The following is an 18,015-nucleotide window of genomic DNA, read 5'->3' as shown; positions in this document are numbered from 1 at the left end:
GTTCAGGGCAACAATTCGGTATCGGCCCGGCATCCGCACCCGGATCCGCGTCAGCGCAGCCGCTCGGCGTCCTTGGTCAGCTTCACCAGCGTCGCGGTCAGCTCCGACAGTTCGACGGCCCCGGCCCCCTCGGCCACGGCCGTGGCCACATCCTCGGCGGCGCAGCGGGCGGCGAACCAGCGGTCCGCCAGATCGGCCGCCTCGGCGGCGCTGAGCACCACCGCGTCCTCGGGAATTCCGGTGCCCTCCAAGCCCTTCCGATGCTCGTAGGCGCGCTGGCGGCAGGACTGCCGGCAGTAGCGGCGGCGGCGCCCCAGCTCGGATTCGTCGACCTGACGCCCGCACCACAAACAGGACTGCACACGACGCATGAGCCGACACCTTAACGGGAACCCGCCCCGCCCGTCCCGGGGCACGCCGAATTCCCCTGCCACCGGTCGCACGGGGAGCCGATGTGACCCGCTACCGTATTTCCGACTAAAATGACAGGGTTGACCGTCGCCGGGAACTGAACTAATGCAAGGCGCGTTCACACTTGTGTTGGAGCGTTGCCGACAGGCTAGAGAGGACCGCACACCATGGCAGATCGCGTACTCCGAGGCAGCCGGCTCGGAGCGGTGAGCTACGAGACCGACCGCGACCACGACCTGGCGCCGCGTCGGGTGGCGCGGTACCGGACCGAGAACGGCGAGGAGTTCGATGTTCCCTTCGCCGATGACGCCGAGATCCCCGCGACCTGGCTGTGCCGCAACGGCCAGGAGGGCATCCTGATCGAGGGCACCACCCAGGAGCCCAAGAAGACCAAGCCCCCGCGCACCCACTGGGACATGCTGCTGGAGCGACGGTCCAAGGATGAGCTCGAGGAGCTGCTGCAGGAACGTCTGGAGCTGCTGAAGACCCGCCGCGGGCGCTAGTTCGCACCACGATGAAGGCTCCCTCGCATTCGTGCGAGGGAGCCTTCGCCGTTTCGGCTACAGCTCCGACAGCGCCTCCGCGACAGCATCACGCACATCGGCGGCGGTCGGCATCGGCCGCGCCTGCTCGGCGGCCAGTTCCGCCAGCGACACCATGTCCACGTCCGGGAGGCCGCAGGCGGTGAAGTCGCGGAACGGGCGCATGTCGGGGTCGACGTTGAGGGCGAAGCCGTGGCTGGTGACGCCGCCGCGGATGCGCAGGCCGATGGAGGCCACCTTGCGGTTGTCGGGGGTCCAGACGCCGACCAGGCTCGGCGCGCCGGGCGGAGTGTCGCGGCGCTGGGCGGGAAATCCCAAGGCGGCCAGGGCCGCGACCAGACCGTTCTCCACCCAACGCACGATGTCGACCGGGCCGCGGTCGCGCAGGCTCACCACCGGGTATCCGATGAGCTGGCCCGGCCCGTGATAGGTGGCCAGCCCGCCCCGGTCCACCGGGACGAGCGGAATGTCGTCGCCCACCGGGAGATCCGCGAGCGGGGTGGTGCGGCCGTAGGTGATGACCGGCGGATGCTCCAGCAGAAACAACCGGTCGCCCACTTCCCCGGCCCGCCGCTGTAGCACCCACTGCGTCATATCGTCGATAGCCTGCTGGTAGGGCACCAGCCCCAGGTCGATCCGCTGCACCGGTCGCCTGCCACCGTCGGTGACCAGCGGCACCGACTTCGAGTCTGCTTGCACCGCACCAGGTTACGCCGATGCCGGTTAGTGGCTGGCTACCTTGCGATACTGCAGCAGCGCCAGCGGCACCGCGACCACCAGAATCGCCAGCGAGCAGCCGATCGCGTATTCGACGCAATGGTCGGCCGCCCAGCCGCGCGGCGGCACGAACGACGGTGGCGCGCCGTTGTCGAACAGTTTCCGACCGGCGGCGGACACCGCGGTGATCGGATTCCATTCGGCCACCGTGCGCAGCGGCCCGGGCAGGGTCTCCGCCGAGATGAACGCCGAGGAGACGAACGTGACCGGGAACAACCAGATCAGCCCCGCGCTCTGGGCCACCTCCACGCTCGGCGACATCAGCCCGGTCAGCGCCCCCACCCACGACATCGCGAACGCGAACAGCAGAATGACGCCGAATGCCAGTGCGGCAGAAGCGATTCCGCCGTTGATGCGCCAGCCCACCAGGTATCCGCAGCCGACCATCACCGCCAGCGACGCGATGTTCACCACCAGATCCGACAGCGTGCGGCCCATCAGCACCGCCAGCCGCGACATCGGCAGCGTGCGCATCCGGTCGATGATGCCCTGCTGCAGATCGTTGGCCAGCCCGACGGTGGTGAACGCGGCATTGAACGCCACGGTCTGGGTGAAGATCCCCGCCAGCAGGAACTCTCGATACTGGCCGCCGCCCATGGACGCGCCGAAGATGTAGGCGAACAGGAACACGAACATCAGCGGCTGGATGGTGGCGGTGACCAGCAGCGTCGGCACCCGCGCGATGGTCAGCAGATTGCGGTAGGCCACGATGGCGCTGTCGCGGAACATCCGCACCGGCGCGCCGATCGGCGCCACCGTTCCTCGATCCGCCGTCGATACCGACTGCGCCGCACCGGAATTCGCGCCCTCGACCGCGAGTTCGGCGGATTTCACGACATGATCTCCTCTGCTACGTCACGGGATTCGGTTTCGGCGGCCGGCGCCGCGGGGGTGCCGGTGAGCGACAGGAACACCTCGTCGAGGCTGGGCCGGTGCACGTGCGCGTCGACCACGCACACCCCGGCGTCGTCGAGGCGGCGCAGCGCCTCGACCATGGTGCGCGAACCGTTGCCGACCACGATCGACACCTCGTCGGTGCCCGGCTCGTGCCCCGGCTCCCCCACCCCGACCTGGGCCAGCACCGGCATCGCCGAGGCCGGGTCCTGCCCGGCGGCGAGGGTGACGGTGAGCCGGTCGCCGCCGATGGAGGTCTTCAGCTCGTCGGCGGAGCCGCGCGCGATCACCCGGCCGCGGTCGATCACGGTGATGCGGTCGGCGAGCAGGTCGGCCTCCTCCAGGTACTGCGTGGTGAGCAGGACGGTGGTGCCGTCGTCGACGAGGTCGCCGATGACCCGCCACATGTCCAGGCGCCCACGGGGATCCAGCCCGGTGGTCGGTTCGTCGAGCACCACCACCGCGGGCCGGGCCACCAGCGCCCCGGCCAGGTCCAGCCGCCGCGCCATGCCGCCGGAGTAGGTGCCCGCGCGCCGATCGGCGGCGTGCTCGAGCCCCAGGGCCGACAGCAGTTCGGCCGCGCGAATGTCGGCCTGCCGGTGCGTCATTCCGTACAGCCGCGCCACCATGCGCAGATTCTCGAAACCGGACAGGTTGGCGTCGACGGCCGCGTACTGGCCCGACAATCCGATCCGGGTGCGGGCGCGCGCCGGATCGCGCAGCACGTCCACCCCCGCCACCCGGACCGTGCCGCGGGTCGGCCGCAGCAGGGTGGTGACGATGCGCACGGTGGTGGTCTTACCGGCGCCGTTGGGGCCGAGCAGGCCCATCACGGTGCCGACGGGTATGTCCAGGTCGATCCCGTCGAGCACACGGACCCGGCCGTAGTTCTTGGCCAATCCCGTGACCTCCACCGCCAGGCTCATGCCGCACCCTCTGCCGTTACCTCGCCGTGTTCGATCACTGTGCCTCCTCCGCAGGAATTTCGCTGTCGCGCAACCGATCCCGCAGGATCGGCCCGATCACCGCCAGCACCTCGGGCGTGGTCATGCCCGAATGCCGGCAGCGCACCAACTGGTCGTGGATCGCGCCGGTCACGTACGGCTCCCAGGCCCGCGCGCACCGGGTGGGATCGGCCCGGTTGACCTCGTCGTCGGCGGCGGTGAAGAACAGCAGGTCGCCGTCGAAGACGCGGGGCCGGAAGCCGTGGGCGAGGACCGCGCCGCCCGCGTATCCGGTGTAGAGCCGCTGCAGGTGTTCGACGGTCAGCGCGGTGAACGGGCCGGGCCGCGAGCGCAGCAGTTCCGCCGCGTCCTGCAAAGTGAGCCGGGGGTCGATGGCATTGTCGCCGCCGAGCAGGTCGCTGCCGAATTCGCCGATGATGTCGGCGATTCCGGGGATGGCGTGCTCGAGCCATTCGTCGGACAGCTGATAGCTGTCCATCAATGCCAGCATGCCCACCCGCTCCCCGGCCAGTTGCAGCTGCACCGCCATCTCGTGCGCGATCAGACCGCCCAGCGACCAGCCCAGCAGGTGGTAGGGGCCGTGCGGCTGCACCGACCGGATGCGCGTCACATAGTCGCGGGCGGCCTCGACCACGGTCGCGTGCTCGTCGGTCCCGCTCACGTGCGGGGCCTGCAATCCGTATACCGGGCGGTCCGGCGGCAGGTGAGCGAGCAGGCCCGAGTAGCACCACGACAGCCCGATCGCCGGGTGCACACAGAACAGCGGCGCCGCAGTCGATTCCGTCGCGGGACGGATCGGCAGCAGCGGTTGCAGGGCGACCGACAGCGCGTCGTCGGCCGAGGCCGCGAGCCGCGCGGCGATGGCCGCCGGGGTGGATTCGCCGAACATCATCTGCACCGGCAGGTCGAAGCCCGCGGCCCGCACGTGCGCGACCACCTTGGTGGCCAGCAGCGAGTTGCCGCCGAGTTCGAAGAACCCGTCATCGATGCCGACCGATTCCGCCCCGAGCACCTCCGCGAACGCCGCGCACAGCACCGACTCCACCCGGGTGCGCGGCGCCCGGGAGCCCTCGCGGGCACCGAACACCGGCCGCGGCAGCGCGGCGCGGTCCAGCTTGCCGACCGGATTCAGCGGCACCGTGTCCAGCAGCATGATCGACTGCGGCACCATGTAATTCGGCACCAGCCCGGCCAGGTGCGCGGTCAGTTCCGCGGCGGTGGGCGCGGTTGCGGCGCGCGGCTTCACATACGACACCAGCGCGGTGGATCCGGCCGGGGTGCGGTGGCCGATCGTGGTGGCGAACTCCACCGCGGGGTGGCAGGTCAGCGCGGCGTCGATCTCGCCGAGTTCGATCCGGAAGCCGCGGATCTTCACCTGATGATCGGTGCGGCCGACGTATTCCAGGTCCCGGCCACCACCGCGATCGCACCAGCGCACCAGATCGCCGGTGCGGTACATGCGCTCGCCCGGTTTGCCGAACGGGTTGGCCACGAACCGGTTTCCGGTCGGTCCGGGGCGGCCCAGATAGCCGCGGGCCAGGGCCGGACCGGCCAGATACAGCTCCCCGGTGACGCCGACCGGCGCCGGATGCAGCCGCGGGTCCAGCACCACGGCGCTGACGCCGCGGATCGGGCCGCCGAGCGCGATCGGACCGCCGGGCGTCATCGGCTCCGACATGAGCGTGACGATGGTGGTCTCGGTCGGCCCGTACACGTTGTAGAGGTTGCGGCCGGGCGCCCACCGCGCCACCAGCTCCGGCGGCAACGCCTCGCCACCGACCAGCACGTGCCGCAGCGCGGTGACCCCGGCCGGATCGACGGTGCCGAGCGCGGAGGTGGTGATGAACGCGTGCGTGATGGCCTCCTCGGCCAGCACCCGGCCCAGGTCCGCACCGCCGTACACGCCCGGCGGGGTGATCACCAGCGTCGCCGCGCCGCCCAGCGCGAACAGCAGATCCAGCATGGCGGCGTCGAAACTCGGTGTCGCGAAGTGCAGGACGCGGCAGCCCGGCCGCACCTCGAACCGCTGCGCGGTCTCGGCCGCGAAGTTGGACAGGCCGCCGTGCGTGACGACCACGGCCTTCGGCGTGCCGGTCGAGCCGGAGGTGTAGATGACGTAGGCCGGGTTGTCCATGCGCAGCGGCAGCAGCCGTTCGGCCGGATCGATCGCCGCGTCGGAGGTGCGCAGCACCCGCCGCCGGAACGACGGCGCGTCCAGCACCGTCCAGCTCGTGCCGTCGGGCAGCCGATCCCGGTGCACCGACAGCGTGATGCCCAGGGCCGCACCGGAATCGGTGAGCATATGGGTGATGCGCTGCTCCGGGTAGGTGGGGTCGATCGGCACGAACGCCGCACCGGCCTTGGCCACCGCCAGGGTCACCGCGACCGATTCGGCCGACCGCGGAATACCCAGCGCCACCAGCGTTTCCGGGCCGACCCCGGACGCGATCAGCACCCGCGCCAGCCGGTTGGTCCACCGGTCGAGCGCGTCGTAGCTGATCTGGGTGCCGCCGCAGCGCAGCGCCACCGCATGCCGGTCGACCTCGACCGCCGCCGCGAACACCTCGGGGAAGGTGATCCGGTGCTCGGCCGCCGCGCCGCGCACCGAGGCCAGGCCGGACCACTCCCCCGCGTCGAGCAGTTCCAGATCGCCCACCGGCAGTGCGGGATTGGCGGCGGCCGCGGTGAGCAGCCGCGCCAGCCGACGGCCCAGCGCGGCGGCGGTGCCGTCGTCGAACAGGTCGCGGGCGAAGTTCACCGAGACGGTGAGGCCGTCGGGTTCGCGCCGCGCGGTCCACGACTCGGTGACGGTGAACTGCAGATCGAACTTCGCCACGCCCGGGTCGGCGTCGTCGGCCTCGATCCGCAGGCCGGGCAGCTCCAGCACCCGCACCGGCTGGTTGCGCACCGACAGCATCACCTGGAACAGCGGGTGATGCGCCTGCGAGCGAGCCGGATTCAGCACCTCCACCAGCCGCTCGAACGGCACGTCGGCGTGCGCGAACGCCTCCAGGTCGGTGTCGCGGACCGCGCGCAGCAATTCGGCGAACGACAGCCCGCCGTGCACCCGGGTGCGCAGGACCAGGGTGCCGACGAACATGCCGATCATCGGATCCAGCGCCGGATGCCCGCGCCCGGCGATCGGGGTGCCGACCGGGATGTCGTCGACGGCGGTGAGCCGGTACAGCAGCGCGGCCAGCGCCGCGTGCAGCACCATGAACATGGTGACGCCGTGCTCGGCGGCCACCGCCTGCAACTCCCGGTGGGTGAGCGCGTCGATCGCGCAGTCCACGGTGCCGCCGCGATAGCTCGGGGTGGGCGGGCGCGGCCGGTCGGCGGGCACGGAGAGCAGGCCGGGCATGCCGTCGAGGGTGCGCCGCCAGTAGTCCAGCTGACGGCTGATCGTCGACTCCGGATCGTCCTCGGCGCCCAGCGACTCCTGTTGCCACAGCGTGTAATCCGCGTACTGCACCGGCAGCTCGGCCCGGTCCGGGGCGACCCCGGCGGTGTGGGCGCGGTAGGCCGACGCCACGTCGGCGGCCAGCGGTTCCAGCGACCAGCCGTCCATCGCGATGTGATGCACGACCAGCACCAGCACGTGCTCGTCGGGGGCGACGCGCAGCAGCCGGGCGCGCAGCGGGACCGTGGTGGCCAGATCGAAGCCCGCCGCGGCGAAATGGCGTACCTGCGTGGCGATTTCGGCCGGGGAGACCGCCACGGTGGTGAGCGTGATCGCCGCGACGGCCGGGTCCAGCACCCGCTGCGACGGTTCGCCCTCGAGCTCGGGGAACACCGTGCGCAGGGTCTCGTGCCGCCGCTGCAGGTCGTGCAGCGCCCGCTGCAGCGCCTCGGTGTCGAGGTGGCCGTGCAGCCGCAGCGCCACCGGCACGTTGTAGACGCCCGCGAGCTCGCCGCCGGAGTCGTTGTACCGGTTGAGGAACCACAGCCGCCGCTGCGCCGCCGACAGCGGGATGCGGCGCGGCCGGGGGCGGCGGCGCAGCTCGGGACCGGCGTCGGAGTCGCCCGCCCCGCCGTCGAGCAGGGCGGCCAGCTCGGCGACGGTGGGCGCGGCGAACACCGTGCGCACCTGCAGCCGGGTACCGGTCGCGGTGGCCAGCCGCGCCACCAATTGCGTTGCCAACAGCGAGTTTCCACCGATCTCGAAGAAGCTGTCGTCGGCGCCGACCGAGTCCGCGCCGACCAGGTCGGCCATCACCCGGGCGACCAGGTGCTCGGTGTCGGTCTCGGGTTCGCGCACCGCGGTCGGCACCGGCTGCGGGTGCGGCAGCGCGGCGCGGTCCAGCTTGCCGACCGGGGTGAGCGGAATGCGGTCGAGCACGGTGAGGCTGCTCGGCACCATGTGCGTGGGCAGGTGCGCGGCCACGTGGGCGCGCACCGCCTCGGTGTCGATCCGGGCCTCCGGCCCCGCGGGCAACAGGTAGGACACGATGCGCTCGGTGCCCGCGATCTCGCGAACCTCGGTGTGCGCGAAGCGCACCGCCGGATGACCGGTGAGCACGCCGGTGATCTCGCCCAGCTCGATGCGGAAGCCGCGCAGCTTCACCTGCTGGTCGCTGCGGCCGTGGTACACGAGCTCGCCGTGGCCGGTCCACTGCACCACGTCCCCGGTCCGGTACAGCCGGGCGCCCGCCGGGCCGTACGGGTCGGCCACGAAACGCGTTGCGGTGAGCCCGAATCGGTCGAAATAGCCGCGCGCCACGCCCTGGCCGCCGAGGTACAGCTCGCCGGGCACGCCGACCGGCACCGGCCGCAGCCGCTCGTCGAGCACCACCGCGCGAGAGCCGCGCACCAGCGAGCCGATGGTGACGGGGTCCTCGGCGCGGATCGGCCCGGCGATGGTGACGACCACGGTGGTCTCGGTCGGGCCGTAGCCGTTGAACAGCAACCGATCCGGGGCCCAGCGGGCCACCAGTTCCGCCGACAGCGCCTCGCCGCCGGTCATGAGCGAGGTCAGGTGCGGCAGCGGCCAGCGCTCCCGGTCGATGGTGGCCAGCACCGCGGGGGTCATGAAGGCGTGCGTGATGCCCTCGCGGTCCATCAGCGCCGCCAGCTCGTCACCGCCGTACACGTCGGGCGGGCAGATCACCATGGTCGCGCCGGTGCCGACCGCCAGCAGCAGATCGAAGACGGCCGCATCGAAACTCGGCGTCGAGAAGTGCAGGGTGCGCGCGTCGCGGTCGACCCGCATCCGGTCGCGCACCTCGTCCCCGAGATTGGACAGGCCGGCGTGGGTGACGGCCACGCCCTTCGGGGTGCCGGTGGAACCGGAGGTGTAGATGACGTAGGCCAGGTCCGCGGTCCACACCGTGCGCAGCCGGTCGGCGTCGGTGACGGTGGCGTAGTCGTGCTCGTCGAGTTCGGCGAGCAGGTCCGGATCGTCGAGCAGCAGCCAGGCGGTGCCGCCGTCGGCCCGCAGCAGCCGATCCGCGTGCGCCGCCACCGTGAGCCCGACCTGGCAGCCGGAGTCGGCGAGCATGTGCCGCACCCGATCGATCGGATACTGCGGATCGATCGGTACGAACGCCGCCCCCGATTTGGCGACGGCGAGTACCGCGACCACCGACTCGATCGAGCGGCTCAACCCCACCGCGACCCGGTCGCCCGCCCCGAGCCCCCGCTCGATCAGGGCCCGCGCCAGCCGATTCGAATACTGATCCACATCGGCATAGCTGAGCTCGAAATCCCCGTAACGCACCGCGACCCGATCCGGATGCAGATGCGCCGCCGCCGTGAAGTAGTTCGCCAGGCTGCACTGCGGCGCCGCCACCGGCCCATAGGCAGGCGAGAACCGCTCCTGCTCCTCGACGGTCCGCGCATCGATGTCCCGCACCCGCACCCGCGGATCCGCCGCCACCGCCCCCAACACCAACACCAACCGCTCCGCCAGCGTCGCCACGGTCCCCGCCTCGAAAAGCTCCGCAGCATAAACGAATTCGAAGTACCGATCCCCATCGCCCCGCCCTCCGGCGGGCACCGAGGAGTCGTCCCCGAGCGCCATGGAGTCGCCCCGGGGCACCACGAAGTCACCCCCAAGCGCCATCGAGTCGCCCCGGGGCACCACGAAGTCACCCCCAAGCGCCATCGAGCCGTCCCGGGGCACCACGAAGTCACCGCCAAGCGCCATCGAATCGCCCCCGGGCACTACCAAGTCGCTCCCGGGCACCACCGAGTCGCCTCCAGGCACCACGAAGTCTCCCCCGGGCCCCATAGAGCCGCCCTCGAGCACCGAGGAGTCTGCCCCGGCACGCATCTCCAAAGAGTCCCCGGCGTACATCTCCAAAGAGTCCCTGGCATGCATCTCCAGAGAGTCCCCGGCACGCATCTCCAGAGAGTCCCTGGCACGCATCTCCAGAGAGTCCCCGGCGTACATCTCCAGAGAGTCCCCGGCATGCTTTTGGCCGGGGTCCAGTACCCGCAGCTCCAAGTCGAACTTGGCCAGGGCGATGTCGAGTTCCTCGGCGCACAGGCGCAGGCCGGGGAGTTCCAGGGCCGGGAGGGGGGCGTCCTGGACGGTGAGGGCCACCTGGAGCAGGGGGCGCAGGCCGCCGCGGCCGCGGGCGAGTTCCTCCACCACGCGTTCGTAGGGGAGGTCGGCGTTGGCCATGGCGGCCAGTTCGCCGTCGCGGTCGGCCAGCAGCTGGTCGGCGAAGCTGCGGTCGGGGTCGACGTCCGAGCGCAGCACCAGCGTGTTGACGAACATGCCGACCAGATCGTCGAGTTGGGTGTCGGTGCGGCCCGCGACGGGGGTGCCGATCACGATGTCGCGGTCGCCGGTCACGATGCGCAGCAGCACCGCCAGCGCGGACCGCAGCACCATGAACAGGCTGACGCCGTGCGCGTGCGCCAGCTCCTGCAGCCGCGCCTGCACCGCCCCGGGCACCGCGAATCGCACGGTCCCGGCCCGCTGGGTCGGGTGCTCGGGCCGCGGCCGGTCGTAGGGCAGCGCCAGCTGCTCGGGCAGGTCCGCGAGGGCGCGGTGCCAGAAGTCGAGCTGGGCGGCCGCGGCGCTGGCGGTATCGGACTCCTCGCCCAGGCATTCCCGTTGCCACAGGCTGAAATCGGCGTACTGCACCGGCAGCGGCGGCCAGTCCGGGGCGGTGCCGCCCTGGCGCGCCACATAGGCCAGCGCCAGATCGCGGGTCAGCGGGCCCAGCGACCAGCCGTCGGCCGCGATGTGATGCAGCACGATGCCGAGCACGTACCGGTGTGTTCCGGTGCGCAGCAACATCACTCGCAACGGGGTCTCGCAGGTGAGGTCGAAGCCGCGCCGCGCCGTACCGTGCAGCGCCGCCCGCGCCCCCTCCGCATCGGTGTCGACCGGTTCCAGCGACGGGACGCAGCGGACGGTGTCGAGCACCACCTGGAACGCCCCGGCGTGGTCCTCCGGGAACACCGTGCGCAGCACCTCGTGCCGGTCGATCACATCGGTGAGCGCCGCCCGCAGCGCCGCCGGATCCGGGTCGCCGTCGATGCCGATCGCGAAAGCGATGTTGTAGGCACTGGATTCGGGCGAGTAGCGGTTGAGGAACCACAGCCGCTGCTGCGGCAGCGACAGCGGGATGCGGCTCGGGCGCGGGGTGTAGGGCGCCAGCGCCAGCCGCCGGGTGCGGGGCGCCTCCAGCAGCCGGGCGGCCACACCCGCCACCGTCGGCGCGTCGAAGATCGCCCGCACCGGCAGGTCGATGCCGAATTCGGCGTGCAGGGCGGCGGTCAGCCGGGTGGCCAGCAGCGAATTGCCGCCCGCGTCGAAGAAGCTGTCCGCCACGCCCGGCACCGGGTTGCCGAGCACCGCCTCGAACACCCGCGCCACCCGCTGCTCGAGCTCCGACTCCGGCGGCCGCGACCGCGCGCCGGTCGCGAAGACCGGCTCCGGCAACGCCTTTCGGTCCAGCTTGCCGGACGGGGTGATCGGAATCCGGTCGAGCACCGTGATCGCGGCGGGCACCATGTAGCCGGGCAGCTGCTGCCGCGCGCTCTCCAGCACCGCGGCCGGATCGAGACCGCCGTCGGCCGTGACGTAGGAGGCCAGCCGGGCGTTACCGGTCTCGCCGGTGTGCACCACGGTGAGCGCGAACCGCACGCCCGGATGGGCGCGCAGCACGTGGTCGATCTCGCGCAGCTCGATGCGGAACCCGCGGATCTTGACCTGATCGTCGGCGCGGCCCAGGAAGCGCAGCTGCCCGGTCGCGTCGGTGACCACCAGATCCCCGGTGCGGTACATGCGTTCGCCGCGGCGGCCGTGCGGATTGGCCGGAAACCGTTGCGCCGTCAGGCCGTAGCGGCCCAGATAGCCGCGGGCCAGGCCGTGCCCGGACAGGTACAGCTCGCCCGGCACGCCCGGCGGCACCGGATGCAGCCGGGCGTCGAGCACGAACAGCCGCATGCCGCGCACCGGCAGGCCGATCGATACCGGGCGGCCGGGCAGCATCGGCCCGGTCGCGGTGGCGGCCACGGTCGCCTCCGACGGCCCGTACATGTTGTGCATGCGGTGCTCGGCCGTCCACGCCTGCACCAGTTCCTCCGGGCAGGCGTCGCCGCCCACGATCACCGCGTCGAGGTCGGGCAGGTCGCCCGGCGGCACGGTGGCCAGCGCGGCCGGGGTGACGAAGGCGTGCGTGACCCGCTCCTCGCGCAGCAGCCGGGCCAGCTCCGCCCCGCCGTACATGCCGGGCGGGGCCACCACCACGGCCGCGCCCGCGGCGAAACCGAGCAGCATCTCCAGCACCGACGCGTCGAACGACGGCGACGAGAAGTGCAGGGTGCGAGCCGAATCGGTGACGCCGAACAGGTGGATCTGCTCGTGCGCCAGCGACGCGAGGCCGCCGTGGGTGACCACGACCGCCTTCGGCGTGCCGGTGGAGCCGGAGGTGTAGATGAGGTAGGCCGGGTGCGCGAGGCGCAGCGGATGATGCCGCTCGGCGTCGGTGACCGGGGTGCACGGGTACTGCGCGAGCTCGGCCGTCAGCCGGGCCGACCCCAGCAGCAGCCAGTCCACGTACTGCTTGCGGTGCCGCCCGCGCCGCACCGGCCAATCCGGCATGGCCGCATGGCAGTGCGCGGTGGTGAGGCCGAGCATGGCCCCCGAGTCGGACAGCATGTGCGCGATCCGATCGGCCGGATAGTCCGGGTCGATCGGCACGTAGGCCGCGCCGGTCTTGGCGACCGCCCAGATCGCGGTGACCGAGTCCAGCCCGCGCGGCAGCGCGACGGCCACCACCATCTCCGGCCCGGCGCCGTGCTCGATCAGCACGCGCGCCAGGCGATTCGACAGCTCGTCCAGCTCCCGGTAGGTGGTGTCGCGGCCGTCGAAGCGGACCGCGACCGCGTCGGGCACCCGCTCGGCGGTCTGCGACAGCAGCCGGGCCAGGGTGACCGGGGGTTCGCCGGGCGCGCCGGTGATCGGCACCAGGCGGCCGGTCTCGCGGGGGTCGAGAATGCTCAGATCGCCCACCGGCACGCTGGGCGCGGCGACCGCGGCGGTCAGCAGCCGCACGTACCGGCGCGCGATGGCCTCCACCGTGGCGGCGTCGAATACGTCGGTGGCGTAACCGAATTCGGCGGTGATCGGCCGGTCCTCGGCGGCATCGGTGTCGTGCACGGTCAGCTGCAGGTCGAACTTGGCCACGCTCACGTCCAGCGGCAGCACCCGCGCCTGCACGCCGGGCAGCTCGACGCGCAGCTCCGGGTTGTTCTCGTAGGACAGCATCACCTGGAACAGCGGGTGCCGCCCGGCGTCGCGGGCCGGGTTCACCACCTCCACCAGCCGCTCGAACGGCACGTCGGGGTTGGCGAAGGCGTTCAGGTCGGTCTCGCGGACCTGGTCGAGCATGCGGTCGAATCCGGCGGCCGGGTCGACGGTGGTGCGCAGCACCAGGGTGTTGACGAACATGCCGACGAGATCGTCGAGCGCGGGATCCGACCGGCCCGCGATCGGCGTGCCGACCGCGATGTCGGTCGTATTGCACAGCCGCGCAAGCAGAGTCGCGAGCACCGCGTGCAGCACCATGAAGGTGCTCACGCCGCGGTCGGCGGCCAGCGCGGCCACGGTCCGGCGGGTGGCGGCGGGAATGGTGAACTGCACCCGGCCGCCCTCGACGGTGCGCCGCAGCGGGCGGGGCCGGTCCAGCGGGAGGTCCAGCTGGTCGGGCAGGTCCGCCAGCGCACCGCGCCAGTAGCCGAGCTGACGGCTCAGCGCGCTCGCGGGATCGCTCTCGTCGCCGAGCAGTTCGCGCTGCCACAGCGCGAAGTCGGCGTACTGCACCGGCAGCGGCGGCCAGTGCGGGGCGTACCCGGCGGCGCGGGCGGCGACCGCGGTCATCAGGTCGCGCGCCAGCGGCGCCACCGACCAGCCGTCGCCGCAGATGTGGTGCAGCACAACGAGAAACACGTAGCGGTCCGGTCCGGTGAGATACAGCGCCGCCCGGATCGGGGCCTGGCTGCGCAGATCGAAACCGTACCCGGCGTACTCGGTGGCCAGCGCGAGCGCGTCGGCGCCGGTGGCGTCGATCGGCTCCAGGTCGAGCGGAATCTCGTCGGCCGGATGGATCAGCTGCACCGGGCCCTCGGGCGAGTCGGGGAAGGTGGTGCGCAGGCTCTCGTGCCGCTCCAGCACATCGAGCAGGCCGCGGTGCAGCGCGTCGATGTCCAGCGGGCCGGTCACCTCCAGGGCGAGCGGCATGTTGTAGGCCGAGGCGTGCTCGGCGAATCGGTTGAGGATCCACAGCCGCTGCTGCGCCAGCGACAGCGGAACCCGCTCCGGCCGGTGGGCGGCAACGAGTTTCGGGGACGCGTCGTCCGGGTCGTGGGCGTCGAAGCGGGCGGCCAGCGTCGCGATCGTCGGCGATTCGAACAAGTCGCGAATGGTCAGCCCCGCGCCCAGGATGGCGTTCACCCGGGCCACCGCGCGCGCCGCCGACAGCGAATTGCCGCCGAGCTCGAAAAAGCTGTCCTCCACGCCGATCTCGTCGCCGCCGAGCACCTCGGCGAAGACGGTCGCCAGGCGCCGCTCCGTCTCGGTGCGGGGGTGGCCCAGGCCGCGGCGGCCCACCCGGCGGGCGCCGGGTTCGGGTGCGGGCAGCGCCTTCCGGTCCACCTTGCCGTTCGCACTCAGCGGTAGCTCGTCGAGCTCGAGCAGGTGCGTGGGCACCATGTACGCGGGCAGCACGGCCCGCAGCCGGGCGACGAGCGCGCCGGTGTCCAGCCGCGCGCCGGGCGCGGCCACCACATACCCGACCAGCTCGTCCCCACCGTGCGCGGCGTAGGCGACACACACCGCCCGCGCCACCTGGGGATCGGCCAGCAACGCCGCCTCGATCTCCCCCAGCTCGATCCGCAACCCCCGGATCTTCACCTGAAAGTCACTGCGCCCCAAGTACTCCAGCACCCCGCCGCCCCCGACCCGCCAGCGCACCAGATCCCCGGTCCGATACAACCGAGACCCCGCCCCGGCGGTTCCCACCGGGTCGATTCCGAAGGTGCTCGCCGGCGCCCCGAAGGGGTTGGCCACGAAGCGGTCGGCGGTCAGGGCGGGGCGGCCGAGGTAGCCGCGGGCGAGTTGGACGCCGCCGAGATACAGCTCGCCGACGACGCCGGGGGGCACGGGGCGGAGGTGGTCGTCGAGGACGTAGGTCTGGGTGTTCCACACGGGTGTGCCGATCGGGACGGTGTCCTGGTCGGGGGCGCAGGGCCAGGAGGTGACGTCGACGGCCGCCTCGGTGGGCCCGTACAGGTTGTGCAGTTCGGGGACCGGGCCGGTGCCGGTGAAGGCGGCGTGGAAGTCGCGGACCGTCGCGGCGGGCAGGGCCTCGCCGCTGCAGAAGACCCGGCGCAGCCCGGCGCAGCCGCGCACATCGGTCTCGGTGACGAAGACCGACAGCATGGACGGAACGAAATGCGCCGTGGTGACGCCTTTTTCGGCGATCAGCCCGGCCAGATAGGCGGGGTCGCGGTGCCCGTCGGGGGCGGCGACGACCAGGCGCGCGCCGATCTGCAAGGGCCAGAAGAACTCCCACACCGACACGTCGAAGGTGGCGGGCGTCTTCTGCAGGACGACGTCGGTGGGGTCGAGCGGGTATTCGTGCTGCATCCAGCGCAGCCGGTTCACGATCGCGGCGTGCGAGACGCCCACGCCCTTGGGTCGGCCGGTGGAGCCGGAGGTGAAGATGACGTAGGCCAGGTGGTCCGGGCGCAGCGGCGCGCGCCGGTCGGCGTCGGTCACCGGGCGGCCGCTCACCGCGGACAGGTCGCAGGTGTCGATGTCGAAGCGCGCGGTGGACGCGGGCAGCGTCGGCGCGTCCCGCGCGACGGTCAGCACGCACAGCGGCCGCGCCTGCGCGAGAATGTGACCGGTGCGCTCGGCGGGATGGTCGGGATCCAGCGGCACGTACGCGGCGCCCGCCTTCACGATCGCGTACATGCCGACCACCAGGTCCAGGCTGCGCCGGATCGCGAGACCGATGACGGTGTCCGGGCCCGCGCCGCGCCCGGCGAGGACCCGCGCCAGCCGGTTGGCGCGGTCGTCGAGCTCGGCGTAAGTCAGTGTGCTGCCGCCGAATTCGAGCGCGACCCGCTGCGGGCAGACCGCGGCCCGGTCGGCGAACAGCCCGGCGAGGGTGCCCTCCTGCCGCGCCACGGCCGTCGAATTCCATTCGCGCAGCACCAGATCGCGTTCGGCGCGGGTGATGAGCGGGACCGCGGTGACCGGGGACTCCGGGTCGGCGGCCAGCAGCCGCGACAGCAGATCCAGGAACCGGCGGTGGTGCGCGGTCACCTCCTGCGCCTCGTACAGCTGCGGGTTGGCCTCGAAGTCGATGTGGATGCGATCGTCGGCGCCGTTGTACAGATTGATCGACAGGTCCTCCACCGGACCGGTGGACAGCACCCGCAGCGTGCCGGCGGTGCCGCCGAAGGTCAGATCGGTGTGGAACAGCATGACATTGACCATCGGGCCGAAGAAGCCGCGGGCGTCGCGGGAGTAGCCGCAGTCGCGCCGGATGTCGTCGTGCCGGTAGCGCTGATGCTGCAACGCCCCGGCGATCTGCAGCTCGGCCGCCCGCACCACATCCCCGAGCGTCGAGCGGTCGTCGATGCGCACCCGGATCGGGACGACATTGGACACCACGCCGGCGGACCGGCGCAGCGCCGCGGTGGTGCGCGCCGAGATCGGCAGGCTCAGCACCACATCCGGGTTGGCGGAGGTGGCGCGCACGTAGCAGGCCACCGCGGCGACGAACAGGCTGGCGCGGTGGGTGCCGAAGGCCGTGGTCGCCTCGTCCAGCGTGCGCTCGAGGCTCTTGCCGAGCACCTCGTTGGCCAGGTGCCGCCCCGGGTCCGGGACCGTCGCCGCGCTGCTCGAGGTGGACAGCCGAAAGGGCGCGCCGACCCCCTCGAGCTGCGCGCGCCAGTACTCGCGATCGACGCAGAACTGCTCGGAGTCGCGGTAGCGGGATTCCTCGGCGTAGATCTCGGCCAGCGGGACCGCGCGCGAGACGACCGGTTCCGTGCGATTCTCCAGGGCGGTGTAGATCTCCGCGGCGCGGCTGATCGCCTTCAGCGCGCCGTAGCCGTCGATGACGATGTGGTGCGCCCGCGCGTACCAGATGTAGTCCCGATCCCCGGTCCGCAGAACGATATTGGTGGTCAGCGAGTCGTTCTCGATGTCGATGGGCGAGCTCGCGTGCGCGGTCATCCAGCGCAGCGCGGCCGCGCGCGGATCGGCCTCGTGGCGCAGATCGATGCGGCCCCAGCCGGGCCGCCGCGCCGGATCGACGAGCTGGTGCGGGATTCCGTCGATGTCGAGCAGCCGGACGTAGCCGAACTCGGCCTCCGCGCAGGAGCGTTCCACGGCGTAGAGCAGGCGGCCCACGTCGAGGTCTCCGTGGATCTCCACATACTGGGCGATGGTGAGCGGGACGTCGGGGCGAATCCGTTGGGCGTACCAGAGTGCGGTCTGAGCCGGGGTGAGAGCGAATGGTTGCGCTGAAAATTCGCCGAAAGCGCATCGCGCGACGCGATCGCTGGCAAATGAACTCATCATCACTCCGTTCGGACGCTATCGACGCAACTCTCCGAGCCCTGCGAACCGGCGGACCTCGGCGAGTGCGCGCGCACCGACCGCAGGACGCGATCCACGTCCTATGATTCGGAGCCTGGCCTCGGACGGATCGGTTGTGATCGCGAGTTGTTTCAATTCGAACGACGTTGCCGGATGGGTGCTTTAGCCAGCTATCTATTCGCTATCCAGTAGCAGGTCTCTGAGCTGGGCGAAGTGAACGGTGAATCCGGAAGTGCGTCGCAAAAACGGACACTACTCGAAATCGCGCTACGAACGGGCGAACTCCGCGTCGTGTCACGAATCGTTATGAGCCGCGCCAGCACCCCGAGACAAGAATCGGACACCGGATCGG

The 18,015-nt window shown here is 71.7% G+C and carries 6 protein-coding genes; 1 reads left to right on the top strand and 5 read right to left on the bottom strand.

Annotated elements, in window-relative coordinates; translation table 11 throughout:
• Window positions 1-50: 50 nt before the first annotated feature.
• On the bottom strand, window positions 51-371 hold the full coding sequence (locus HPY32_RS34670; RefSeq protein WP_067589407.1) for a hypothetical protein: 321 nt from the start codon (window positions 369-371) through the stop codon (window positions 51-53).
• Window positions 372-578: 207 nt separating this feature from the next.
• Between HPY32_RS34670 and HPY32_RS34665 the strand changes: the two genes are divergently transcribed.
• A complete protein-coding gene (locus HPY32_RS34665; protein WP_067589410.1) occupies window positions 579-914 on the top strand; it encodes an RNA polymerase-binding protein RbpA in 336 nt (111 codons plus the stop codon).
• A 57-nt stretch (window positions 915-971) separates the two neighbouring features.
• Here the strand turns inward: HPY32_RS34665 and lipB are convergent, their stop codons facing one another.
• The 4 genes from lipB to HPY32_RS45145 form a co-directional block, all read right to left on the bottom strand.
• Window positions 972-1,652: a lipoyl(octanoyl) transferase LipB gene (lipB, locus tag HPY32_RS34660; RefSeq protein WP_231951682.1), complete on the bottom strand. Its 681-nt coding sequence runs from the start codon at window positions 1,650-1,652 to the stop codon at window positions 972-974.
• A gap of 24 nt (window positions 1,653-1,676) precedes the next feature.
• Window positions 1,677-2,459 (bottom strand): ABC transporter permease, encoded by a 783-nt coding sequence (locus HPY32_RS34655; RefSeq protein ID WP_067595932.1) that lies wholly within the window; start codon window positions 2,457-2,459, stop codon window positions 1,677-1,679.
• Between the two features lie 101 nt (window positions 2,460-2,560).
• Complete coding sequence (locus tag HPY32_RS34650) at window positions 2,561-3,550, bottom strand: ATP-binding cassette domain-containing protein (protein WP_067589413.1); 990 nt, start codon at window positions 3,548-3,550, stop codon at window positions 2,561-2,563.
• 34 nt (window positions 3,551-3,584) lie between these two features.
• The gene (locus HPY32_RS45145; protein WP_253950043.1) at window positions 3,585-17,645 is read right to left on the bottom strand and encodes a non-ribosomal peptide synthetase; all 14,061 of its coding nucleotides are present in this window, start codon (window positions 17,643-17,645) and stop codon (window positions 3,585-3,587) included.
• Window positions 17,646-18,015 lie beyond the last annotated feature (370 nt).

It is taken from the genome of Nocardia terpenica (assembly GCF_013186535.1).
GTDB classification, from domain to species: domain Bacteria; phylum Actinomycetota; class Actinomycetes; order Mycobacteriales; family Mycobacteriaceae; genus Nocardia; species Nocardia terpenica.
This window is presented reverse-complemented; position numbering and strand designations above follow the sequence as displayed.